Annotated in this window: 20 protein-coding genes; 13 read left to right on the top strand and 7 right to left on the bottom strand. The window is 64.9% G+C overall.

Translation table 11 applies throughout. The features are described 5' to 3' along the window. Positions 1–144: 144 nt before the first annotated feature. From BUB39_RS19175 to BUB39_RS19160, 4 genes are all read right to left on the bottom strand, one after another. Positions 145–951: a creatininase family protein gene (locus BUB39_RS19175; RefSeq protein ID WP_073056670.1), complete on the bottom strand. Its 807-nt coding sequence runs from the start codon at positions 949–951 to the stop codon at positions 145–147. A gap of 147 nt (positions 952–1,098) precedes the next feature. Continuing rightward, positions 1,099–2,454: an 8-oxoguanine deaminase gene (locus BUB39_RS19170; RefSeq protein ID WP_073056668.1), complete on the bottom strand. Its 1,356-nt coding sequence runs from the start codon at positions 2,452–2,454 to the stop codon at positions 1,099–1,101. A gap of 135 nt (positions 2,455–2,589) precedes the next feature. Next, on the bottom strand, positions 2,590–3,939 hold the full coding sequence (locus BUB39_RS19165; protein ID WP_073056965.1) for an 8-oxoguanine deaminase: 1,350 nt from the start codon (positions 3,937–3,939) through the stop codon (positions 2,590–2,592). A gap of 80 nt (positions 3,940–4,019) precedes the next feature. Beyond that, positions 4,020–5,180 (bottom strand): TDT family transporter, encoded by a 1,161-nt coding sequence (locus tag BUB39_RS19160; protein WP_073056665.1) that lies wholly within the window; start codon positions 5,178–5,180, stop codon positions 4,020–4,022. A gap of 178 nt (positions 5,181–5,358) precedes the next feature. Here BUB39_RS19160 and BUB39_RS19155 point away from each other — a divergent pair, with 178 nt between their 5' ends. Next, positions 5,359–6,294 (top strand): LysR substrate-binding domain-containing protein, encoded by a 936-nt coding sequence (locus tag BUB39_RS19155; RefSeq protein ID WP_073056962.1) that lies wholly within the window; start codon positions 5,359–5,361, stop codon positions 6,292–6,294. On the opposite strand, the gene BUB39_RS19150 is transcribed toward BUB39_RS19155, so the two are convergent. Then, positions 6,239–6,628, bottom strand: a complete 390-nt coding sequence (locus BUB39_RS19150) for a RidA family protein (protein ID WP_073056663.1) — start codon at positions 6,626–6,628, stop codon at positions 6,239–6,241. The two genes, BUB39_RS19155 and BUB39_RS19150, sit on opposite strands and share 56 nt — an antisense overlap. A gap of 324 nt (positions 6,629–6,952) precedes the next feature. On the opposite strand from BUB39_RS19150, the gene BUB39_RS19145 reads away from it, so the two are divergent. From BUB39_RS19145 to BUB39_RS19105, 9 genes are all read left to right on the top strand, one after another. Then, positions 6,953–7,966, top strand: coding sequence for an ABC transporter substrate-binding protein (locus BUB39_RS19145; RefSeq protein ID WP_073056661.1), 1,014 nt, complete (start codon positions 6,953–6,955; stop codon positions 7,964–7,966). A 65-nt stretch (positions 7,967–8,031) separates the two neighbouring features. Next, positions 8,032–8,856: an ABC transporter ATP-binding protein gene (locus BUB39_RS19140; RefSeq protein ID WP_073056958.1), complete on the top strand. Its 825-nt coding sequence runs from the start codon at positions 8,032–8,034 to the stop codon at positions 8,854–8,856. Next, positions 8,853–9,713: an ABC transporter permease gene (locus BUB39_RS19135; protein WP_073056659.1), complete on the top strand. Its 861-nt coding sequence runs from the start codon at positions 8,853–8,855 to the stop codon at positions 9,711–9,713. The genes BUB39_RS19140 and BUB39_RS19135 overlap by 4 nt, the downstream gene beginning before the upstream one ends. Before the next feature lies 1 nt (position 9,714). After that, positions 9,715–11,031 carry a cytosine deaminase gene (locus BUB39_RS19130; RefSeq protein WP_073056656.1) on the top strand — a complete coding sequence of 439 codons (1,317 nt, stop codon included), beginning with the start codon at positions 9,715–9,717 and terminating at the stop codon, positions 11,029–11,031. A 2-nt stretch (positions 11,032–11,033) separates the two neighbouring features. Further along, positions 11,034–12,449, top strand: a complete 1,416-nt coding sequence (locus BUB39_RS19125) for an FAD-binding oxidoreductase (protein ID WP_244540305.1) — start codon at positions 11,034–11,036, stop codon at positions 12,447–12,449. A gap of 18 nt (positions 12,450–12,467) precedes the next feature. After that, positions 12,468–13,049, top strand: a complete 582-nt coding sequence (locus BUB39_RS19120) for an NAD(P)H-dependent oxidoreductase (protein ID WP_073056653.1) — start codon at positions 12,468–12,470, stop codon at positions 13,047–13,049. 1 nt (position 13,050) lies between these two features. Beyond that, positions 13,051–13,638, top strand: coding sequence for an NAD(P)H-dependent oxidoreductase (locus BUB39_RS19115; protein WP_073056650.1), 588 nt, complete (start codon positions 13,051–13,053; stop codon positions 13,636–13,638). A 66-nt stretch (positions 13,639–13,704) separates the two neighbouring features. Further along, positions 13,705–14,085, top strand: coding sequence for a DUF2946 family protein (locus BUB39_RS19110; RefSeq protein ID WP_073056647.1), 381 nt, complete (start codon positions 13,705–13,707; stop codon positions 14,083–14,085). A gap of 179 nt (positions 14,086–14,264) precedes the next feature. After that, a complete protein-coding gene (locus BUB39_RS19105; RefSeq protein WP_073056644.1) occupies positions 14,265–15,668 on the top strand; it encodes a PepSY-associated TM helix domain-containing protein in 1,404 nt (467 codons plus the stop codon). A 72-nt stretch (positions 15,669–15,740) separates the two neighbouring features. On the opposite strand, the gene galU is transcribed toward BUB39_RS19105, so the two are convergent. After that, positions 15,741–16,625 (bottom strand): UTP--glucose-1-phosphate uridylyltransferase GalU, encoded by an 885-nt coding sequence (gene galU, locus BUB39_RS19100; RefSeq protein WP_073056640.1) that lies wholly within the window; start codon positions 16,623–16,625, stop codon positions 15,741–15,743. Positions 16,626–16,774: 149 nt separating this feature from the next. Between galU and galE the strand changes: the two genes are divergently transcribed. The 3 genes from galE (at position 16,775) to BUB39_RS19085 (ending at position 20,442) form a co-directional block, all read left to right on the top strand. Further along, the gene (gene galE / locus BUB39_RS19095) at positions 16,775–17,767 is read left to right on the top strand and encodes a UDP-glucose 4-epimerase GalE (RefSeq protein WP_073056637.1); all 993 of its coding nucleotides are present in this window, start codon (positions 16,775–16,777) and stop codon (positions 17,765–17,767) included. A gap of 39 nt (positions 17,768–17,806) precedes the next feature. After that, positions 17,807–19,057 carry a lytic murein transglycosylase gene (locus BUB39_RS19090; RefSeq protein ID WP_073056634.1) on the top strand — a complete coding sequence of 417 codons (1,251 nt, stop codon included), beginning with the start codon at positions 17,807–17,809 and terminating at the stop codon, positions 19,055–19,057. 143 nt (positions 19,058–19,200) lie between these two features. After that, complete coding sequence (locus tag BUB39_RS19085; RefSeq protein WP_073056632.1) at positions 19,201–20,442, top strand: SGNH/GDSL hydrolase family protein; 1,242 nt, start codon at positions 19,201–19,203, stop codon at positions 20,440–20,442. A 33-nt stretch (positions 20,443–20,475) separates the two neighbouring features. On the opposite strand, the gene BUB39_RS25640 is transcribed toward BUB39_RS19085, so the two are convergent. Beyond that, the gene (locus tag BUB39_RS25640; RefSeq protein WP_073056630.1) at positions 20,476–22,689 is read right to left on the bottom strand and encodes a tetratricopeptide repeat protein; all 2,214 of its coding nucleotides are present in this window, start codon (positions 22,687–22,689) and stop codon (positions 20,476–20,478) included. Positions 22,690–22,891 lie beyond the last annotated feature (202 nt).

Here is a 22,891-nt window from a genome sequence, read left to right as displayed (position 1 = left end):
CTGCACCGGTTCCATCTGCCGTGGATCTCGGACGGGCGATCATCTTCAAATCGAGCCGAGGTGGCGGCCGAATGCAAGTTAAAACTTGTCGGCCGCCCGGTTCATCCAAAGCGCCTCGGATGGGGGAAGCTTTGCGGTCGGCCGTCAGGTGACGGCGTGCCAGAGGCGCGAGCGGTCGAAGCGCGCCAGCTCTTCCAGCAGTTCGATGAATGCCTTGGCCTGATGGTCCACAATCAGGCGGCCGCGCTCGGCGGTCGCGCGCGCGGCGTTGCCGACGGCACCCGAGGGGTTGAGATCCTGCGCCTGCCAGCCGATGCGCGCCGGCGCCATATGGAAGCGGAGGCGCTTGAAATCCCTGAGGAGCTCGAGCTGCTGCGATCGGAAGTCCTCGGCCTTGTCCATTTTCACAAGGTCAGGCCGGAAATGCAGCATGATCGAGGTTTCGACATCGCCGCCATGGATGCCATAGAGATCTTCCTCGGGGGGCACGAGGCCGGCAGGCTCGCCTGCACCGGCCCAGCCGGTCGAGACGGCGACCATGCCGTGCTTGATGCGCAGTTCGCGCGCGAGAATATCGGCGACCGGGACATTGCCGCCATGCGAGGTGACGATGACGAGCTTGCGGACACCGGCCCGCGCGATCGAATCGCCGATTTCCATCCAGATGCGGATCGCCGTTTCCCAGGAGAAGGTGATCGTACCGGGCGAGGCGATGTGCTCGTTCGACTTGCCGATCGGCTGGATGGGCAGGAACGTCACCGGCAGCCCCTCGGGCAGCAGTTCCACCGTGCGTTTCACCATGCCTTCGCCGATGCAATGGTCGGTGTAGACGGGGAGATGCGGCCCGTGCTGCTCGATCGCGCAGACGGGAAGGACCGCGATCCAGTCCTTCTCGCCGCCAAGAAAGTCCGGGGCCTGCATTTCGTGCCAGTAGGGGCGGGGAAGGGTCATGTGGGTCGCTCTTCGTGTCAGAAACCATCTCGTTCTGTCATTGCCGGACTTGATCCGGCAATCCAGATTTTCTCGCCTTGCTTCGGCCGTTCGAAGAAGCCTCGATTGCCGAGTCTGACCCGGCAATGTCGGCAATCGGAGCCGTGATCACAGCGCTTCCAGGAATGCCTTCGACGCCCGGCCGTGTTCATATCGGAGGCGGCCGAGATCGACGCCAATGGGTGCGCCATCCTCGATCCGCCATTCGCCCTTGACCATGACGCGATCGGCCGCATGGGCGCCGCACAATACGAGCGAGGCAATTGGATCGCCGGCGCCGGAAAAGCGCAATTCATCGAGCGACCAGAAGGCGAGATCGGCCTGCTTGCCGACCGCGATGGCGCCAATGTCGTCGCGGCCGAGGCAGCGTGCCGAGCCCTCGGTGGCCCAGCGCAGAGCATCGCGATGCGTCACCGTCTCCGCGTCGTAGCGGAGGCGCCCGATCATCAGCGCGTGGCGCACCGCCTCCATCAGGTTCGAATTGTCGTTCGAGGCGGAGCCGTCGACGCCGAGGCCGATAGGCGAGCCAGCGGCCTCCAATTCCTTGGTGCGGCAGATGCCCGAGGCGAGCACCATGTTGGATGTCGGGCAGTGGCAGATGCCGACGCCATGGCGGCCGAGCTTCTGGACCTCGGCATCGTCGAAATAGATGCCATGCGCCAGCCAGACGCGATCATTCAGCCAGCCGACCTCTTCGAGATAGTCGGCGGCGGTCATGCCATGCGTCTCGCGCGCGAAGGCAGCCTCGCGCGCCGTTTCGACGAGATGCGTGTGCAGCCGGCAGTCATGCTTTTCGGCGAGCGCCGCCGTCTCACGCATCAGCCGCTTGGTGACGTCGAAGGGCGCGTTGGGAGCGAGCGCGACCCGGGTCATCGCGCCGTCGGCAGTGTCGTGATAGCGGGCGATGACGCGCTCGCAGTCGGCAAGGATGACGTCGTCGTCCTGCACGGCGCCGCCCGGCGCTATCGCCTGACTGTCCTCGCCGCCGGTCAAATCGAGTGCGCCACGCGTCAGCGTCATGCGCATGCCGATCGCCGCGGCTTCCTCCGCCTCGATGTCCATGGCGTGCTCAAGGCCGCGCGGAAAGAGATAGTGATGATCGGACGCCGTCGTGCAGCCCGACATCATCAGCTCGGTCATCGAAAGCCGTGCCGCGAGGCGGAAATTCTCGGCGTTCACATGCTTGGTCCAGACCGGATAGATCGAGGCGATCCAGGGCCAGAGCGACTTGTTGATCGCGGCGGGATGGGCGCGCGTCATCGTCTGGAACATATGGTGATGGGTGTTGATGAGGCCAGGCGTCACCACGTGGCGGCTGGCATCGAACACCTTGTGCATCGGATGAACAGGTTCGGCGCCTTTCGGAACCAGTTCCGTGATCCGCCCGTCCGCAACGACAAAACCGCGCTCGGCGCCGTCGCCAAGCGTCGCGATCGGGTCCTTGATCCAGAGATGCTCGGTCATGTCGACGTCTGCCCCGTGTCCCCAGCAACGAGACATCGCCGGAGGCTTGACGGCAAGATCATATGTTCGGCAGCCGCGCGGCCTATGTGCCGCGCGGGACGAGGACGGCGTGCGGTTCTCCGCTCCGGCCTGATCTCAGACGGTCTCGAGGAAAGCCTTGGCGACGCGGCCATGCTCGTAGCGCAGCTCGGCGAGATCGACGCCGACCGGAGCGCCGTCCTCGATCTTCCAGTTCCCTTTCACCATGACGCGGTCAGCTTTGTAGGCGCCGCAGAGGACGAGCGCGGCGAGCGGGTCGCCGGCGCCGGAAAAGCGGAGTTCGTCGAGCGAATAGAACGAGAGGTCCGCTTGCTTGCCGACCGCGATCGTACCGATGTCCTTTCGGCCGAGGCAGGCGGCGGAGCCCGACGTTCCCCAGCGGAAGGCGTCAAGATGCGTGACGCTCTCGGCATTGTAGGTGAGGCGTCCGATCATCAGTGCGTGGCGCACCGCTTCGATGAGGTTCGAATTGTCGTTCGAGGCCGAGCCATCAACGCCGAGGCCAACAGGGGAGCCCGCGGCCTCCAGTTCCTTTGTCCGGCACTGGCCTGATGCCAGCACCATGTTCGATGTCGGGCAATGCGAGACGCCGACCCCGGCCTTGCCGAGGCGGACGACCTCGTCGTCGTTGAAGTGGATGCCATGCGCCAGCCAGACGCGGTCATTCATCCAGCCGACTTCTTCCAGATAGTCGACCGGGCGATAGCCGAAATGCGCCATGCAATAGTCGATCTCATCGCGCGTTTCGGCCAGATGGGTGTGCATGTGGCAGTTGCAACGCTCGGCGAGCGCGGCGGTTTCGACCATCAGTCGCTTGGTGACGTTGAAGGGCGCGCAGGGCGCGAGCGCCACTTGCAGCATCGCGCCTTCCGAGGCGTCGTGATAGCGGCCGATGACGCGCTCGCAATCGGCAAGGATCGTGTCCGTATCCTGCACGGCGCCTGAATTGGCGTTACCGCCCTCTTCCTCGGTCAGGTTCAGCGAGCCGCGCGTCAGCGTCATGCGGATGCCGAGCTTGCCGGCTTCCTCGGCCTGGATGTCCATCGCCTCGTCGAGGCCCGGCGGATAGAGATACTGGTGGTCAGAGGCGGTAGTGCAACCTGACATCATCAGTTCGGTCAAAGCGAGGCGGGTTGCGAGTCGGAAGTTCTCCGGGTTGACGTTCTTCGCCCAGATCGGGAAGAGCGCCTGCAGCCAGGGGAACAGTTCCTTGTTGATCGCGGCGGGGTGGGCGCGCGTCAGCGTCTGGAACATGTGGTGGTGGGTGTTGATGAGGCCGGGCGTCACGACGTGGCGCGCGGCATCGAAGACCTTGTGCACGGCATTGACGGGCTCGGCGCCCTTGCCGACGAGTTCGGCGATCTTGCCATCCTCGACGACGACGCCGCGCTCGGCTCCGTCAGCCAGAACCGCGATCGGATCCTTGATCCACACCCTGTCGCCCATCGTCCCGCCGCCCTTTCCGGTCTGTGTCGGCGCCGATACGACCATGCCGGCTGCTGCGACGCAACATCGTTGCAGCTGTCTCAGGCCGCGGCCTTGATGACCGGATCGCCATAGGCGGCAGCCAGGCAGGGAGAGACGAACAGCCGCCCCTGCCAGGCGCCGCGCGCCGTGCGGGCTGCCACGATCAGCCAGAGAACCGTGAGCGCCGCCACCAGCACGCCGCCCGTCACCGTGAAGAAGGCGAAGCCGGTCGCCCGGGCCAGAGCGAGCGTCGCGAGGGCGTAGACCGCAATCGGGAAGGTTAGCGCCCACCAGCCGAGATTGAACGGCATTTCCTCGCGGATATATTGCGCGGTCTTCAGCACAGCGAGGATCAGCCACCAGGCGCCATAACCCCACAGCAGCACCGCACCCAGGATGCCCGCGCCAAAGGCGACGTCGCCGACGGCGGCAAGGCCATGCGCGGCGAACAGCGCCGGGGCGTTGTTGCCGAGTACGACGAGCGCGAACGCACCCGTGCCGAGCGGCCCGAGCGCTAGCCAGCCCGAAGCCGCCATGTCGCTCGTGGGCAGCCGGTGCAGCACGAGCCGCAGCAGCAGCAGGACAAGGATGCCGAGCGCCGGCAGGACCGAATACGCCCAGAGTGCGTAGCTGAGGATCTCGACCGTGAACGCATCGCCGCTCGCCAGATGAGGGACCAGCAGACCGCCGCTGGCAGCCGCAACCTCGCTCGCAACGATCGGCAGCAGCCAGACCGCCGTCATCTTCTCGAGGCTGTGATCCTGGCGCGTGAACATCAAAAACGGGATGAGCGTGCCGCAGGCGACGGCCATCGCGACATCGACCCACCACAGCGTCGTCGCGATGCTAATCGCCGCCGCGCCCCAGAGCGGAATTCCGAAGGCAAGGAAGCCATTGATGATCGTGGCGAGCCCCATCGGGATCGTACCGAAGAACATCGACATGACCGGATGGCGGAAGATCCGCTTGGCCTCATTGAAATCGAGCAACCAACGCGCCCCATAGGCAGCCGAGAACAGCACGAACAGGGCGATATTGGCTAGCCACAGGCTGCGTGCGATCTCGTGCAAGCCGGGGATCACAAGCGGAAACTGATTGAGCGCCAGCGCGAGGCCACCCGTGCCCATGGTGACGGCAAACCAGTTCGGCGTGAAATTCCGCAGCCGCCACAGCGCGGCGTCCCCGGTCCCGGACGCTTCTCCTATGGTGGGCTGGGCCATGGCTGAAGCTCTATCGATCATTGTCGCTCTCCCGCCTTGCGCTATCCTGCAAGGTCTTTTTCCCGGTCATGGCTGCGCCCGACCGGCCTATGGGTCGGGATGGTGATGCCATGCCACGAACGTGCAATCCATCGACAAATATTGTATCAATCGTTCGGTTCAATCGAATGAATTTCTCATGACCTTCGAGCAACTGCGCATTTTCCTTGCCGTCGCCGAGCGCGAGCATCTGACGCGTGCGGCCGAAGTCCTGCATTTGACGCCTTCGGCGGTCAGCGCCTCAATTCGAGCGCTTGAGCTTTCCTATGGCGTCGCGCTGTTCAATCGTGTCGGCCGACGAATCGAGCTCAGTGATGCAGGACGGCTGTTCCTGCCGGAAGCGCGCGCGATTCTTGTCCGCGTCGGAACCGCCGAGGCGCTGATTGCCGATCTCGGCGGGCTGAAGCGCGGCCGGCTGGCGCTGCAGGCCAGCCAGACGATTGCCAGCCATTTTCTGCCGCCGCTGATGGTTGCCTTTCAAGCTGCGCATCCTGGCGTCGCGCTCAGCCTCGTCATCGGAAATACCGAGACGGTGGCAGACGCGGTCGCCGGAGGCGAGGCTGAACTCGGCTTTGTGGAAGGGCGGATCGCCTCGCCGCTGCTCGATAGCCGCAAGGTTGCCGAAGACCGGCTGATCGTCGTCGTGCCCCCAGGGCATCCCTGGGCCGACGGCGCTCCGTTATCCGTCGCGGCACTCGGGACGTCTCGCTGGGTGCTGCGCGAAAGCGGCTCCGGCACGCGCTCGTCCTTCGCGGAGGCGCTGCTTGCCGCTGGCCTTGCGGTGGACGATCTCGACGTGGCGCTGGAACTGCCGTCCAACGAGGCCGTGCTTTCCGCCGTGGCTTCGGCGCCGCTGGCCACCGTTGTCTCGGAAGCGGCCGCATCAGCGATGATTGCGGCGGGACGGCTCGTGCGCGTTGATTGCGCCCTCCCGCCACGCGCCTTCTTGATGCTGCGCCACAAGGAGCGGCATCAAACGACAGCCGCGCTCGCCTTTGCGGACCTCGCCGTGACGGGCATCAGTCCGCCCGCGCCGCCACCGCCTCGATCTCGACGAGGAATTCCGGGCGCGTGAAGCCCGAGACGATGAACAGCGTCGAGGCCGGCGGCGGATCGCTCACATAGCGGTCGCGCACGCTCATGTAGCGGCGCATGTCCTCGCGCTTGGTTACGAAAGCCGAGAGGCGGACGATATCGGCGAGGCTCATGCCGCCCTCGGCGAGGATCGCCCGGATCGCTTCGAAGCAAACCTCGGCCTGCTCCTCGATCGTTTCCGGAACACTGTCATCGGCGCGAACGCCGAGCTGGCCGGACGTGAAGATGAAGCGACTGCCGGCAGGCGTGGCGACGCCGTGGTGATAACGGCCGAAGGGTGGGCGGACCGAGGCCGGGGTCAGGGGCGTGTTCAAGGGGGGCTCCTCTCGCGATGGGACAACCTTGCGTCCGGCCTCCGCGGCTCGCAAGCGACTTTTCGCACAGCGATTGGGCAGAGCTGTCGCTCGGCAGTAGTGGGTCGATGATATGCCGCTATGCTGTGCAACAATCCTGTCCTAGGATTGGCCAATCGGGCTTTCGGAGAGGCAGAGGCGACGGGCCGGCGATCTTGGTGGCATGGCTCTTGCGACGTCATGGCATTGCGCCGGCCGCGACTTGGATCTTCGATGGTTCCCGGGGCACGGTCGGTGAGCTTGGCGGCGCCCGTGGACGCCGAGGGGAAAAGGAAGGCTGGGAGCATGAGATCGTTCAAGAACGGCATCGCAGGCGCGTTGGCCGGCATCGCGGCGTTTGTCGCTGCGGGCCAGGCTCTTGCGCTCGACGAGGTGAGCTTCGGTACCAACTGGCTGGCCCAGGCCGAGCATGGCGGCTTCTATCAGGCGGTCGCGGACGGCACTTACGAGAAGTACGGCCTGAAGGTGAAGATCCTGCAGGGTGGGCCGCAGGCTGCGAACCGGGCTCTCCTCCTTGCCGGCAAGGCCAATTTCTACATGGCGGGCAACCTTCTGGAGCCGTTCTCGTCGGTCGAGCAGGGCGTGCCGCTGGTCGAGGTCGCGGCGATCTTCCAGAAGGAGCCGCAGGTCCTCATCGCGCATCCTGACACGGGCATCGAGAAGTTCGACGATCTCGCCAAGCTGCCGACCATCTTCATGGGGAAGGATGGATTTTCATCCTTCTTCCAATGGATGAAGTCCGCCTATCCGGGCTTCAAGGATGAGCAGTACAAGCCCTATACCTTCAATCCGGCACCGTTCCTCGCCGACAAGAACTCGGCGCAGCAGGGTTATATCACCTCGGAGCCGTTCGAGATCGAACGCCAGGGCGGCTTCAAGCCGAAGCTGTTCCTTCTGGCCGACAGCGGTTTCGATACCTATTCGACGCTTATCGAGACGACGCAGGACTATCTGGCTACCAATCCCGATGTGGTGAAGCGCTTCGTCGAAGCATCGATCGTCGGCTGGTACAACTACCTCTACGGTGACAACAAGGCCGCCAATGACCTGATCAAGGCCGACAATCCCGAGATGACCGACGACCAGATCGCCTTCTCGATCAAGACGATGAAGGAATATGGCATCGTCGATTCCGGCGATACGCTCGAAAAGGGCATCGGTTGCATGACCGGCGACCACATTAAGTCGTTCTACGACAAGATGGTGAAGGCGGGCGTCGTGAAGGCCGATCTCGATATCTCCAAATCCTACGACACCCAGTTCGTCTGCAAGGGCGTCGGCAAGGATCTCAAGAAGTAAGCCGTTTTCGCTCAGGCAGCCGGCTCTCGCGCGCCGGCTGCCTTTTCCATGCTCCCCCAGCGATGATGCCCGTGTCCTCAGCAATCAGTATGGCGCCGCAACTGGTGCCCGGTCGGCCGATCGTGCAACTCGAGCACGTCTCGAAGACGTTCTCGAACGGAACAGTCGCGTTGAAGGACATGACGCTCACGATCGGCGAAGGCGAGTTCGTCAGCCTTCTCGGCCCTTCGGGCTGCGGCAAGTCGACGGCGCTGAGGATCATCGCCGGCCTCGGTGAGGCGACGACGGGCCGCGTTGAATGGCCGACGATGGCGCATGACGCCACCGGCAAGGTCGAGCGCGCCATCGGCTTCGTGTTCCAGGAGCCGACGCTGATGCCCTGGGCGACCGTATTCAAGAATGTCTGGCTGCCGCTCCGCCTCGCCGGTATCTCCAAGCAGGCGGCGCGGGCGCGGGTCATGGAGGCGCTCGACATGGTGGGCCTCGCGAGCTTCGCCGACGCCTATCCGCGCGAGTTGTCTGGCGGCATGAAGATGCGCGTGTCGATCGCCCGCGCGCTGGTGACGCGGCCGCGCGTGCTGCTGATGGACGAGCCGTTCGCGGCGCTCGACGAGATCACGCGACAGAAGCTGAATGACGATCTGCTGCGGCTTTGGGCACAGTTTGGCTGGACCGTCGTGTTCGTGACGCATTCCGTGTTCGAATCCGTCTATCTTTCGACGCGGATCGTCGTCATGGCGCCGCGCCCTGGCCGTGTCATCGACGAGATCGCCGTGGCGGCGCCGTCGCCGCGCGATCTCGCCTTCCGGACCTCGCCCGAATACAGCGAGCTGACGCGCCGGACCTCGCAATCCCTCCATTCGGCGCTCGGCGCCAATGATCATCTATGACCGAGCTGCAGCAGGGCCTTGCGGCAGGCGATGCCCACGACACCCAGCCGCAGGCAGACGGCGGGCCGCCTGCTCATGAACGTATTTTGAGGGTCGTCATACCGCTTGTGATGCTCGGCGGGCTGATCGCGTTGTGGGCTTGGTACGTCAAGGCCTACAACGTGCCGCATTATATATTGCCGGGGCCCGATCTCGTCGCACAGGCGATGGTCAGGGATTGGGGCGTGCTCGGGCCGGCGCTTCTCGTGACGTTGACCATCACGTTTGAGGCCCTGCTCATCGCGCTGGTCGGCGGCGTCCTCATAGCGATCCTGTTCGCCTCATCGCGCTGGGTCGAGATCGCGCTGTCGCCTTATATGGTGATCCTGCAGGTGACGCCGATCATCGCCATCGCACCGCTGATCCTGATCTACACCTCGACGACGCAGCAAGCGCTGCTGATCTGCGCGTGGATCGTCGCCTTCTTCCCTGTCCTTTCCAACACCACCCAGGGCCTCAAGAGTACGGATCACAACCTGCTCAATCTCTATGAGCTCTATGGCGCCTCTCGCTGGCAGACGCTGTTTCTCCTGAAGCTTCCGGCTGCCCTGCCTTACTTCCTGACCGGCCTCCGGATTGCTGGCGGCCTCGCTTTGATCGCGGCGGTCGTTGCCGAATTCGCTGCCGGCTCGGCCGGTGCCGGCTCCGGTCTCGCCTTCCGCCTGCTCGAATCGCAATACCGCCTCAACATCCCCCGCCTGTTCGCGGCCCTGATCCTTCTCTGCGCCACCGGCGTCGCGATCTTCGGGGCGACGAGCCTTCTTTCGCATCTGCTGCTGCGGCGCTGGCACGAAAGCGCCATCCGCAGGGAGAATTGACGTGACCTTCGGCTTTGCCAACCTGCCCGATGCCGGGCGCTATGTGCTCTCCAATGCCACCGTGCCGGCCGCGACCTTGGCCGGCAATGGCGGCGGCGTCGATGTCGGCGAAGGCCTCTCGCGCGTCGATCTCGTCATCGACGACGGGCGCGTTGCTGCGATCGCGAGGGCGGGCAGCATTGAAGGCCTGCCGGCGTTTGATCTCGATCATGGGCAGGTCTGGCCCTGCTTCGTCGACATGCACACGCATCTCGACAAGGGCCACATCCTGCCGCGCCACGCCAATCCGGACGGTACCTTCCCCGGCGCGCTTGCCGCTGTCGAGGCGGACCGCGATGCCCATTGGACGACGGCCGATGTCCGCGCGCGCATGGAATTCTCCCTGAAATCCGCTTATGCGCATGGCACCCGCCTCATCCGGACGCACATCGATTCCGTGCCGCCGCAGTTTCCGGCGTCCTGGCCGGCCTTCGTGGAAGCGCGAGAGGCATGGGCCGGCAAAGTGGATCTCCAAGGCGTCGCGCTGACGCCGATCAACAATTTTCTGAACGATGCCTTTGCGACCCGGCTCTTCGAAACGGTCGTTGCCGCGGAGGGCATCATCGGCGGCGTCACCTTCATGATCCCGGAGTTGCCGGCTGCGCTCGACAGGCTGTTCTTTGAAGCATCTGAGCGCGGCCTCGATATCGACCTGCATGTCGACGAGACCGCAGATCCGAACGCCCGCTCGCTGCGAGCCATTGCCGAGGCGGCACTGCGGATCGGGTTCGAGGGCCAGGTCACCGTCGGTCATTGCTGCTCGCTGGCGCGTCAGGAGGAGAGCGAAGCTGATCGGACGATGGATCTCGTTTCGGAGGCCGGTCTCGCGATCGTCTCGCTGCCGATGTGCAACATGTATCTGCAGGATCGCTTCCCGGGCCGCACGCCGCGCTGGCGGGGCGTGACGCTTCTGCATGAAATGCGGGCGCGCGGGATCAAGGTGGCCGTCGCTTCCGACAACACCCGCGATCCGTTCTACGCCTATGGCGACCTCGATGCCGTCGAGGTGCTGCGCGAGGCGGTTCGCATCCTCCAGCTCGATCATCCGCTGGACGAGGCGCCCCATGTGGTCACGACGTCGCCGGCCGATATCCTGCGGCGTTCCGATGTCGGTCGCATCGCCGTCGGCGGACCAGCCGACCTCGTGCTGTTCCGAGCGCGGACCTGGACCGAATTCCTGTCGCGGCCGCAGGCTGACCGCACCGTGCTGCGCGGCGGAAAGGCGATCGACCGCACGCTGCCCGATTATCGTGAACTCGACCCTCTCTTTGGAGGCTGACCGTGGCCCGCACCTTCTCCTTTGATCTCGACGCGCTGAAGCGCGACCTCGACGGCATCGAGCTCGAGGACAATCCGGCACTGGTGAAGCAGAAGAGCCGGGACTTCTTCTGGTATTCTCCGGTTCTGAAGCGTCAGCTCGACGATGTGACGGGCGATCTCGTTGCGACGCCGAAGGACGAGGATGAGGTGATCCGCATCCTTGCGGCGGCGTTCAAGCATGACGTCCCTGTCACGCCGCGCGGCGCTGGTACCGGCAATTACGGCCAGGCGATGCCGCTGTCAGGCGGGCTGATCCTCAATCTCACGGCGATGAACAAGGTCAAGGCGATCCTTCCCGGCCGCGTCATCGCCGAGCCCGGCGTCATCATGGCGCAGCTCGATCGTGAGACGCGGGCGCATTCCGGCCAGGAACTGCGCCTGCATCCTTCGACGGCCAATACGGCGACGATCGGCGGCTTCATCGCCGGCGGTTCGGGCGGTGTCGGCTCGATCCGCTGGGGCGGCCTTCGCGATCTCGGCAATGTCATCCGCCTGCGGGTCGTCACGATGGAAGCTGCGCCACGCGTGCTCGATCTCAGCGGCTGGGAGCTGCACAAGGTGATGCATGCCTATGGCACCAATGGTATCATCACCGAAGTCGAGATGCCCCTGACGGCGGCCTATGACTGGGTCGACGTTCTCGTCGGCTTCGACGACTATATGGACAGCGTTCGCTATGCCGATCTCCTCGGCAATTCCGACGGGCTGCTCCTCAAAGAGATCGCCACCGTCGCGGCGCCGGTGCCCGAGACCTATTTCTTGCGGCATCAGAAATTCATCAAGATGGGCCAGTCGCTCGCCATCCTGATGGTCGCGCCGCAGTCGCTCGACGCGTTCCTGGCACTCACGGAGCGCGAGAAGGGCGACGTGATCTTCCGTTCGGACACGGCCAGCGATCTCAAGGGCATCCCGCCGAATTTCGAGTTGGCTTGGAACCACACGACGCTGCGGGCGCTGCGGGTCGATCCCGCGATCACCTATCTGCAGACGATGTATGCGCCCCCGCACCATCTCGAGAAGATCGCGCGCATGACGGCGCTTCTCGGCGATGAAGTCCCCGGTCATCTCGAATTCGTCCGATTCGACGGCAAGATCACCCCGATGGGCCTGCCGATGCTGCGCTTCACCACCGAGGCGCGGCTCGACGAGATCGTGCGGCTGCATGAGGACAATGGCTGTCCGGTGTTCAATCCGCATCGCTACACGCTGGAGGAGGGCGGCATGAAGCAGACCGACGCGATCCAGCTCGCCTTCAAGCATGAAGCCGATCCGAAGGGCCTGCTCAATCCCGGCAAGATGATCGCTTTTGAAGACCCGGATTTCGATTTCGCGGCGCAGAAGACCTATCTTTTTCCGGGCCTCAGGGTCGCTTCGTGACTGAGGCGCGACGCTGACATGCGAATTCTGGTCGTCTTTGCCCATCCCGTCGAAACAAGCTTCCAGGCGGCCCTGCACAAGACGGTCGTCGCCTCGCTGAGGAAGGCTGGCCATGAGGTCGATGATTGCGACCTCTATGCCGAAGGCTTCAATCCGGTCCTGTCGCGGGAGGAGCGGCTGCACTATCACGACATTCCGGCCAACCGGGCCAATGTAGAGCCCTATGTGCAACGCCTTCTGGCGGCGGAGGCGCTGGTCCTCGTCCATCCTGTCTGGAATTTCGGCCTGCCGGCGATTCTCAAGGGTTTTTTCGACCGCGTCTTCCTGCCGGGTGTTTCGTTCCGCATGGAGAACGGCAAAGTGAAGCCCAATCTCCATCACATCACCAAGCTCACGGCCGTGGTCACGTATGGCGGGGCGCGGTGGCGGGCGCTCGGAGTCGGCGATCCGCCGCGAAAGATCGTCAGGCGGGTATTGCGGGCACAGATCAAGCCGCTGGCGCCCGTCGACTATCTCGCCCATTACGACATGAACCGCTCGACCGAGGCCACGCGATCGGCATTCCTAGCCAAGGTCGCGGCGGAAATGGAGCGGTTCTGACATGCGGGCATTGGTCGTCTACGCCCATCCAGTGCCCGAGAGCTTCGGCGCGGCACTGCGCGACACGGTGATCGCGGCGCTGGAGCGAGGCGGACACGAGGTCCGCCTCGTCGATCTCAATGCGATCGGCTTCGACCCGGTGATGAGCGCCGACGAGCGTCGGCACTATCACGATACCGGCGTGAACGAGATTCCGGTTGCCGATCAGATCGCCCATATCAAGTGGTGCGAGATGCTGGTCTTCGTCTATCCGACCTGGTGGTACGGATTGCCGGCCATCCTGAAGGGCTGGCTCGACCGGGTCTGGGTGCCGCATGTGGCGTTCATCATGCCGACGGAGACGCAGGGCATCCGCCCCAATATGCAGCATATCCGCAGGATCGTGGCAGTGACGAGTTGCGGCGCGACCTGGTGGCTGTCGAAATGGGTGGGCGAGCCGGGCAAGCGGACGCTGCTGCGCGGCATTCGGCCTCTGTGTCATCCGCTGTGCCGGACCACCTATATGGCGATCTACCGCATGGACACCGTCAGTGCCGGCGAGCGAACGCGCTACCTCGACAAGGTCCGGCGGCGCATCGAGCGCTTGTAGCGAGACACAAGGTAGGCGCGGCATGCGACCGATGCTATCAAGGCTGCGGGTGAGCCGGGGCAGCGGATGAGCGGGGCTTTCGAACGCAGGCGGTATTCGGTCGACGTGGCCTTCGTGGTCGCGTTGTTCCTAGCCGTCCAGGCGTTTATCAGCGGCGCCGCCCTTGGCGCGCGCGCTGCCTCGCCCGATCCGCTTGCGATCCTCTGCAGCACCGCCGCTGTGGATCGCTCCGACGCCTCGGCACCAGCCGGCGGCGTCGCCCACCTGGTCGATTGCTGCACGCTGGGCTGCCCGATGCTGGGCGGCCTCACGCCGCAGCCGGTCGCAGCGCCAGCGCCGTCGTCCCGCGTTGTCATCGCGCTATCGAAGCGCCAGCCGGAAATCTGGCGTCTCCCCGCTCGCTCGGAACTCGCGCCTCTCGTCGCACGGGCACCTCCTCCCGCCTGAAGTCCGAATGTCGGGCCGGCCTTAGCTGGCCTCCCTCCATCCGATTGTGGTCCCTCGACTGAGCCAGGACGACGTCGCCCATTTCGGGCCGGCGCCCGTTCGGCCGCTGAGCCGTGGTGACCGCCGATATTCAGCGATGTGCCGCCAGCGCGAGCGGTGGCCAGAATGCGAGAACCTTCATGTCGTCCTCTTCCATCTCCTCCGCATCGGTAGCGGCGGCCCCGCCGGCCATCGACGCGCGCTATTTCGCCGCCTGGCGATGGCATTTCTATGCGGGGCTGTTCGTCATACCCTTCCTGATCATGCTGGCGCTCACCGGCGGCGTGATGATGATCTATTCGGGTGTTGGCAACGAGCTTGGCTATGCTCCGAACATCGCGCCGGCCGGTCAGGCGCTGCCTGTCTCGGCGCAGGCTCGGGCGGCACTCGCAGCGGTACACAGTGGCGCGCTGTCCACCTATGTGGCGCCCGCCGCACCGAACCGGCCGGCCTATTTCGAGATTGCCCGTGACGACGCCACGATCGCCGTCGCCGTCGATCCCTATCGCGGAACGGTGCTGACTTCGGGCGATGAATCCCGGACGATCCGGGCTCTGGCGGAGAAAATCCACGGCACTTTATTGATCGGTACGATCGGCGATCGATTGATCGAGGCTGCCGCTTCGCTGACCATCGTGCTGATCGCGACCGGCCTCTATATGGCTTGGCCACGGCGGGACGGCCTCACGCAGGCGCTGTTTCCCCACCTGAAGCGCCGCGGCCGGGCGCTCTGGAAGGACCTGCACCGGGCGACGGGAATGTGGATGTCGTTCGTGCTGCTCTTGTTCCTGCTGTCGGGCCTCGCCTGGGCCGGCGTCTGGGGCGATAAGCTCGTACAGCCCTGGTCGTCCTTTCCGGCCGAAAAATGGAACCAGGTGCCGCTGTCGGATCTGACCCATGCCGCATTGGACCATGGCGTACTGCATGAGGTGCCATGGGGGCTCGAGCAGACGCCGCTGCCGGCCTCCGGCTCGGATGCTGGCGGACCGGGTGTCGAGGGTCCGGTATCGCTCGACAGCGTGGCACTGTGGGCGGCCGCTCACGGCTTCCACGGCCAGTACAAGCTGGCGGTCCCGCAGAGCGATACCGGCGTCTACAGCGTGTCGCTCGACGGGCGCAACCAGGACGGCGTTTCGCCGTCCGGCGATCGCTTCGTTCACATCGACCGCTACACCGGCAATGTCCTCGCAGATGTGGGCTATGCGGATTATTCGCCGGTCGCGAAGCTGATGGCGTGGGGGATCGGGCTGCACAAGGGCATGGCGGGGCCGGTGAATTTCGCGTTCAACCTCGTCGCGCTCGCCCTCGTGCTGCTTCTGTGTGTCTCAGGCGCCGTCATGTGGTGGAAGCGGAGGCCCGCCGGCGCGCTTCGCCTCGCCGCGCCGCCGATGCCGCGCGATCTAGGCCTCTGGAAGGGCGCGGTGGTGGTGGGTCTTGCCGTCTCGCTGGCATTCCCGATGGCGGGCGTGTCGATCCTCGTGATCTCGCTGGTCGACCTCGTGCTGATCGCCCGCGTGCCGGCGTTGAAACGCGCCTTCTCCTGACGCAAACAGCAATGGGCCGCGGCGCCATCTGGCGGCCGCGGCCCGTCACAACTCCAGTCGGAAACGGCTGGCTCAGCCTTGTCGGGCGAGCAGCCGGTCGAGTTCGGGGCGGAATTCTGCCGCGATATCGGCGCGCTCAAGCGCGAAGGCGACATTGGCTGCAAGGAAGCCGACCTTGTTGCCGCAGTCATAGACCTCGCCGTCGAACCGGCAGCCGTAGAAATACTGCTTCTCCATCAGCTTCAGCATAGCGTCGGTAAGCTGAATCTCGTTGCCGGCGCCGCGCTCCTGCTTGGACAAGAGGTCGAAGATCTGCGGCTGCAGGATATAGCGGCCGTTGATGTAGAGATTGGACGGCGCGACCTCCGGTTTCGGCTTCTCGACCATCGCATTGATGCGGAAGGCCGCGTTGGAGAGTTCCGCACCGATGCCGACGACGCCATACTGGTTCGTCTCGGCCGGATCGCATTCGCTGACGGCGAGCACATTGCCGCCGGTCTCGTTATAGGCTTCGACCATCTGGCGCAGGCAGCTCGGCTCGCCCTTCATCACCATGTCGGGCAGGAGCACCGCGAAAGGTTCGTTGCCGACGAGCTCGCGTGCACACCAGACGGCGTGGCCGAGACCGAGCGGAACCTGCTGGCGCGTGAAGCTCGTCGAGCCTGGCTTCGGCAGATCCTTGGCGAGCAGTGCCAGGGCCTCGTTTTTGCCTCTTCCGGACAGTGTCGCCTCAAGTTCATACTGAACGTCGAAATGATCTTCGATGACGGCCTTGTTGCGGCCGGTGACGAAGATGAAATGCTCGATGCCGGCCTCGCGCGCCTCGTCAACCGCGTACTGAATGAGGGGCCGGTCGACGACGGTCAGCATCTCCTTGGGCATAGCCTTGGTGGCCGGCAGGAAACGCGTGCCAAGGCCCGCCACGGGGAACACGGCCTTACGAATGGGAGCGCTCATAAACACCTCTCGGTCGAAATTCGCTGGGGACAGTATCGCCCCAATCCTAAGAACAACGCTAACGAAATCCAGAAGATGCACGACATCCCGCACTGCGGTGCGCGCCTTCCTTTACCCCCTATTAATGATGAACATTGCATGAGGATCATATGACGGTTCTGGTCACAGGCGGCGCTGGCTATATCGGCAGCCATATGGTGTGGCGGCTCGTCGATGCCGGCGAGCGCGTCGTCGTGCTCGATAGGCTGTCGACGGGTTTCGCCTGGGCGGTCGCCCCCGAGGCTAAACTGGTCGTCGGCGATATTGGTGACGAGACACTTGTCGAGCAGCTGATCCTCGACAATGAGATCGATGCCGTCATCCACTTTGCCGGATCGATCGTCGTGCCGGAATCGGTCGCCGATCCGCTTGGCTACTATCTCAACAACACCGTCAAATCGCGCACGCTGATCGCAACGGCGATCAAGTGCGGCATCAAGAATTTCATCTTCTCCTCGACAGCCGCTGTCTATGGCGACGCCGGCACGGAGCCGGTGGTCGAAAGCGCGCCGACAGCGCCGCTCTCGCCCTATGGCCGCTCCAAGCTGATGACCGAGTGGATGCTCGACGACGCTTCGCGCGCGCATGATTTCCGCTATGTGGCGCTGCGCTATTTCAACGTCGCCGGCGCCGATCCGCGCGGTCGTACGGGTCAGTCGACCAAGGGCGCGACCCACCTGATCAAGGTCGCCTGCGAGACCGCGCTCGGCAAACGGCCGAAGATCGAGATCCTCGGCACCGACTACGACACGCCCGACGGTACCTGCGTGCGCGACTACATCCATGTCAGCGACCTCGCCAACGCCCATGCCGATGCGCTGGCTTATCTTCGGCGCGGGGCGCCGAGCCTCGTCGCGAATTGCGGTTACAGCCGGGGCTTCTCAGTGCGCGAGGTTATCGAATCCGTGCGCCGCGTTTCCGGCGTCGACTTTACGGTCGTCGAGGGGCCGCGCCGGGCTGGCGACGTGCCGGCGGTCGTCGCCAACGCTTCCGTGGCGCGGGCGCAGCTTGGCTGGACGCCGCAGCATGACGATCTCGACACCTGCGTCAGCACCGCGCTGGCCTGGGAGGCGGCGCTTTCGCGCCGCAATCACGTGGAATAGTGCCGTCGCCATCGCGGCGGCACCGATTGGGAGAAGACGATGCCGACACGAACCGAACCGACGCCAGCCAATGCTTTCGCGCGCCTTGCCGGGATTGTCGTGCTCGGCCTTGCCCTCGTCATTCTCGCGATTCCCGCGGCGATGGCTGATGCCGCCGGGCAGCGTTTCGTCGCGCAGTTCTGGCCGACCGCACAGAAGGCCGGCATTTCGCGCCAAGTCTATATGAACGCGCTCGGCAATTTCACACCGGATCCCGATGTGCTCGCAAAAGCCAGCAACCAGGCCGAGTTCGTCAAGCCGCTTTGGGATTATCTCGACGGCGCGGTATCGGAGAAGCGGATGGAGAACGGCAAGGCCGCGCTCCGTCAATATGGACGCCAGCTGGCCAGCATCGAGGCGGCTTACGGTGTCGATCGCTCCGTTGTCGTCGCCATCTGGGGCATGGAATCATCCTATGGCGCGGTGCTGCAGAACGACAAGATCGTCAAGGGCACCATCCGCTCGCTGGCGACACTCGCCTATCAGGGCGGCTCGCGCGCCAAATATGGTCGCCAGCAGCTGATTGCGGCGCTGAAGATTCTGCAGCGCGGCGATATCGGCGTGCGCGGCATGACGGGCTCGTGGGCCGGTGCCATGGGCCATACCCAGTTCATCCCGACCACCTATCAGGCCTATGCGGTCGATTTCGATGGCGATGGGCGGCGCGACATCTGGAATTCGGAGGTCGACGCGCTGGCATCCACCGCCAACTATCTGTCCAAGATGGGGTGGCGGATGGGCGAGACATGGGGATACGAGGTCGTTTTGCCACGTGGGATCGACTGGCGGCTTGCGGATGGCGGCAAGACCGCGCCCCTCTCGGCCTGGCGCAAGATCGGCGTGCAGCGCGTTGCCGGCCGTGCGTTCCCCGCCAGCGACGAGGCGGCGCGGCTTTACGCGCCTGCCGGCGCGAACGGGCCGGCCTTTCTGCTTCTGCCGAATTTCCGTGTCATCAAGCGCTACAACAATGCCGATGCCTATGCTCTTGCGGTTGGCCACCTCGCGGATCGGCTGAAGGGCTCGGGCGAATTCGTTGCCGGATGGCCACGTGGCGTCCGCCCGCTGACCAGCGACGAGCGCGTCGAAGTTCAGTCGCTGCTCGCCCGGCAAGGCTTTTATGACGGCACGATCGACGGCAAGCTCGGGGCGGGAACCCGGCAGGCCATCCGCTCTTACCAGCAGCGGCTGGGCCAGATTCCGGATGGCTATGCCTCGACAGGCCTGCTGGAACAATTGCGCGCCGGCGGATAAGGCGGTCGCTGCTACCCTCCGGGGAGGGCCCCCTGGCGTTCGGCAATTCATACAGGCGCTGAAATGGTCTAGCATTGCCGGACTAAGGCGAAGCGTTGCGACGCCCTCGGTCATGTGACTGCTCTGACAGTGGAGGGGGTCCGATGCCGCTCAGCCTCGTTCGGTTCATGCTCTTCCTCGCCGTCGCCATTGCCGTGCCGATGGGTGACGCGATCGCGCAATCTCGCGGCGGTTTCTTCGAGCGCCTCTTTGGCGGCGACCGAGAGGTGCCGCCGCCGCCCGGAGTTATTCCCAATGCGCCGAGAGCCGGCCAACCCGGCCGCGCGGCGCCCGTCCAGCGCAAGAAGCAGGCGGCGACTGCGGCGGCGGCAGAACCGGTGTATCCGGTTGCCGACATCGAACCCAAGGAGACCGATGCGCGCCGCGTCCTCGTGATCGGCGACTTCGTCGCCGGTGGGCTCGCATGGGGGCTCGACCAAGCGTTCGCGGACAATCCGAAACTCGCTGTCCTCGACAATACCGATGGGTCGTCCGGGCTGGTTCGGGATGACCACTACGACTGGACGGCCAGCCTGCCGGACCTCCTCGCAGAAACGAGGCCGGATGCAATCGTCGTGATGATCGGCATCAATGACCGCCAGCCGATCCGGGCCGCGGATGGTAGTCTCGCGGTCCGATCGGATCGATGGGATGCGGCCTATACGGCGCGCGTCGAGCGGTTCGTCGCAGCCTTGAAGGCGGCCGGTAAGCCGGTGATCTGGGTCGGCGAGCCGCCGCTTCGTTCCGCCGACGGCTCGGCCGACATGGCCTTCCTCAACACGGTGTTCAAGGAGAAGGCGGAGGCGGCGGGCATGCGCTTCGTCGATATTTGGGACGGCTTCGCCGACGAAGATGGCAAGTTCGTCGCGCGCGGCCCGGACATGGATGGCCAGGCGCGGCAGCTGCGCTCAGGCGACGGCATCAATTTCACCAAGTCTGGCCGCCGCAAGCTTGCCTTCTATGTCGAGCGCGAACTCGGGCCCGCCGGCACGGGCGATGCGATCGGAACCGCCGCGCCGCTCAATCCGAACGAGACGGTCGAGATCGGCGCCGATGGCAAGGCGCGGACGGTTGGCCCTGTCGTCTCGCTCACCGATCCGCCGCCGGCTGCCGTCGATGCGACGCTTGCCGGGGCCGCCCCGGTCGCAGCTCCAACCAATACCGCCGATCCGGTCTACAAGCTGACTGTCGAGGGGATCGCGGCGCCGGCCCCGCCCGGGAGGGCCGACGATTTCACATGGAAAGCGCCGCGGCCCACCACGGCAGCCGCCAGCGGCAGCGTGGTCGATGGCATCATTATCGTGCCGGTCGCGGGCGTCCTAGGGGAGGGCCAGCCGGCGAAGTGACCGAAATCTGTCCCGCGATTGAGCGCGATGTGATCAGGGCTGCTGAAGCTGCCTGGCGAGCCGTGCGACATCGGGATCGTCCGGTGTTACCGCCGAGAGCGTTCTGGCGAGCGGTGCGGCCAGCGCCGCGTCGCGTGCCTCGAGCGCATTATTGAGAGCGAACCCGAGCAATTCGGCATCATAGGGTAGCCGCGCCAGCGCCATGCCGATCTCTGCCTTCGCAGCTTCAGGCTGACCCGTCGACTGCAGAGCTACGGCATAGACATAGGCGTAATGGGCGTCGTCCGGCTGCAGGCGCGTCGCGCGTTCAAGCTCGGCGAGCGCTTCCGGATAGCGCTTTTGGCGGACGAGACCGAGCCCGAGCGCAAAGTGCGGCGCCGCGACTTCCGGCGACAACGCGATCGCCTGGCGCAGGACGCGCTCAGCATCCGCCTCACGGCCCTCGGCGCGATAAAGGTCGGCGAGATTGACCGAGAGGGGTGCGGCGGCGGGCTCGAGTTTCAACCCGGCGAGCAGTTCCTTTTCCGCGGCATCGGGTTGGCCGCGCCGCATCAAGAAGGTTGCGAGATTGGCGCGGCCTTCCGGCCGGTCGGCATTCAAACGCTGCGTTGCCTCATAGTCCGCAAAAGCAGCTTCGGTCCGCTTGCGGTCGTCGGGAGCCAGATTTGCGAGGGGCTGGTCGGCGAGGAGCGTCGCTGCCTCGATGCGCACGGAAAGGCTGGGATCGGCGAGAAGGGGACTGCCCAGCCGCCACCGCGCGTCGAGGGGCGCGCCAGCGAGGTTGCGAAGTGCCGTGGCCCGCACCAACGGATCGGGATCGGTGAGCGCGGCAGTCGTTGTGATCGCCGTGGCGGCGGAGGGGAAGTGCTGCAATTCCGAGAGGGCGGTCGCACGGGCAACTCCGGGCACTGCCGGCTGGCTCACGAGATCAATCAACAGGGCGCGGGCGGCGGGTTCGCCGGCTCGGCCGCGATGAAGAGCTTCTGTCCAGGTCTGGTGGCCCATCCGCTCCGGGCCATGCCAGCGTGCTACGGCGTCGGCGGCCCATTGCGCGGTCTTGTCGGCATGGCAGTCGTTGCAGGCATTCGGTGTGCCGAAGGCCGCTGAAAGGTCTGGGCGTGGAATGCGGAACGAATGATCGTGGCGACGGTCGACAACCATATAGGTGCGTGCTGGCATGTGACAGGAAATGCAGTCCGGCGCCGTTGGGCCGGGCGCATGGCCGCTATGTTCGCGTGTCGCGAACTTTTCCGGCATGTGGCACTGGCTACAGACGGCAGAGCCCTCTGCTTTCAGCCTGTCGCTGTGCGGGTCGTGGCAGTCGTTGCAGGTGACACCGCGTGCGAACATCAGGCTCTGCTTGAAGGACTGGTCGTTGAAGACCTCGTCTTTCATCTGCCCGTCGTCCTCGAAAAGACCCGAAGCAAGCAGGGATTCCATATGAGTATCGGCGAGCGCGCGGCCGGGCTGCCAGTTCTCCGACAAAGTGCCCCGCCGGGCATGGCAGCGGGCGCAGGTCTCGACCACGTCGCCGACCGGCCGGGTCACGCCATGCGCCGGACTGCCTGTCTTGGGGTCCGGCGTCCAGTCCGCGGGCGGCCTGACGGTCGCGACGCTGGCAAATCCATGATTGGCAACGGCCGTATCCGCACCAGAACTCGCCCAGGAAACATGCGCGGCGCCGGCGCCATGGCAACTCTCGCAGCCGACGCTGATTTCCGAGAAGGTCGTATGGAAGCTGTCGGTCGGCGCGTCGTAGCCCTTCTTGAGTGCGGTCGAATGGCATTCGGCGCACATGAAGTTCCAGTTCTGCTGGCCCCGGGTCCAGTGCAGCGGGTCTGAGGCAGGCATCGGCTGGTTCTGGTAGAGATGGAACCAGCGCTGACCGCCCTCGGCCTTTGGTCGCGTGTCCCAGGCGAAGGGGAGGGCCTGCAGGCGGCCATCCGGAAACGTGACGAGATATTGCTGCAGCGGATAGACGCCGAAGGTGTGGCTGACGGTGAAGCTCTGTGGCTTCCCGTCCCGGTCGTCCGTTTCGACGATGAAGCGGTCGCCGTCGCGGTAGAAACGCGCCTTTGAGCCGAGATGCTCGACCGAGACGTCGTCGAAATCTCCCGACACCGTCGCGGGCGTCACGACCATCATCGCCTTGGCGTGATCGGAGGTCTTCCAGGCGTTGAATTCGGCGCTGTGGCATGCGCTGCACGCCTTCGAGCCGACAAAGCCGGCCGGCGCAAAGGCCTGCAACGCGCCGACGGTCCCTGCGTCGAGCGCATGGTCGTCATCCGCTATCGGGCCATCCGCGATGGCGGCAGAGAAGAGGATACCGGCGAAGAGGGCTGCAAGAAGAAAACGAACGAAGCGGATCGACGCCTCCCCCGATGGCGTGAACTTCCGAGCGGGAGACTAGCACTTAGCTGCCCGGTTCTGCGACCACCTCCACCAAGGT

Source organism: Kaistia soli DSM 19436, from assembly GCF_900129325.1.
GTDB classification, from domain to species: Bacteria; Pseudomonadota; Alphaproteobacteria; order Rhizobiales; family Kaistiaceae; genus Kaistia; species Kaistia soli.
Note: the sequence above shows the minus strand (reverse complement) of the source record. Positions and strands in the feature narration are given on the sequence as shown.

Excerpts from the sequence above, each read along its gene's own strand:
- BUB39_RS19175 (WP_073056670.1), bottom strand. The coding sequence starts at position 951 with ATGACCCTTCCCCGCCCCTACTGGCACGAAATGCAGGCCCCGGACTTT.
- BUB39_RS19170 (WP_073056668.1), bottom strand. The coding sequence starts at position 2,454 with ATGACCGAGCATCTCTGGATCAAGGACCCGATCGCGACGCTTGGCGAC.
- BUB39_RS19165 (WP_073056965.1), bottom strand. The coding sequence starts at position 3,939 with ATGGGCGACAGGGTGTGGATCAAGGATCCGATCGCGGTTCTGGCTGAC.
- BUB39_RS19160 (WP_073056665.1), bottom strand. The coding sequence starts at position 5,180 with ATGGCCCAGCCCACCATAGGAGAAGCGTCCGGGACCGGGGACGCCGCG.
- BUB39_RS19155 (WP_073056962.1), top strand. The coding sequence starts at position 5,359 with ATGACCTTCGAGCAACTGCGCATTTTCCTTGCCGTCGCCGAGCGCGAG.
- BUB39_RS19145 (WP_073056661.1), top strand. The coding sequence starts at position 6,953 with ATGAGATCGTTCAAGAACGGCATCGCAGGCGCGTTGGCCGGCATCGCG.
- BUB39_RS19140 (WP_073056958.1), top strand. The coding sequence starts at position 8,032 with ATGCCCGTGTCCTCAGCAATCAGTATGGCGCCGCAACTGGTGCCCGGT.
- BUB39_RS19135 (WP_073056659.1), top strand. The coding sequence starts at position 8,853 with ATGACCGAGCTGCAGCAGGGCCTTGCGGCAGGCGATGCCCACGACACC.
- BUB39_RS19120 (WP_073056653.1), top strand. The coding sequence starts at position 12,468 with ATGCGAATTCTGGTCGTCTTTGCCCATCCCGTCGAAACAAGCTTCCAG.
- BUB39_RS19115 (WP_073056650.1), top strand. The coding sequence starts at position 13,051 with ATGCGGGCATTGGTCGTCTACGCCCATCCAGTGCCCGAGAGCTTCGGC.
- BUB39_RS19110 (WP_073056647.1), top strand. The coding sequence starts at position 13,705 with ATGAGCGGGGCTTTCGAACGCAGGCGGTATTCGGTCGACGTGGCCTTC.
- BUB39_RS19105 (WP_073056644.1), top strand. The coding sequence starts at position 14,265 with ATGTCGTCCTCTTCCATCTCCTCCGCATCGGTAGCGGCGGCCCCGCCG.
- galU (WP_073056640.1), bottom strand. The coding sequence starts at position 16,625 with ATGAGCGCTCCCATTCGTAAGGCCGTGTTCCCCGTGGCGGGCCTTGGC.
- galE (WP_073056637.1), top strand. The coding sequence starts at position 16,775 with ATGACGGTTCTGGTCACAGGCGGCGCTGGCTATATCGGCAGCCATATG.
- BUB39_RS19090 (WP_073056634.1), top strand. The coding sequence starts at position 17,807 with ATGCCGACACGAACCGAACCGACGCCAGCCAATGCTTTCGCGCGCCTT.
- BUB39_RS19085 (WP_073056632.1), top strand. The coding sequence starts at position 19,201 with ATGCCGCTCAGCCTCGTTCGGTTCATGCTCTTCCTCGCCGTCGCCATT.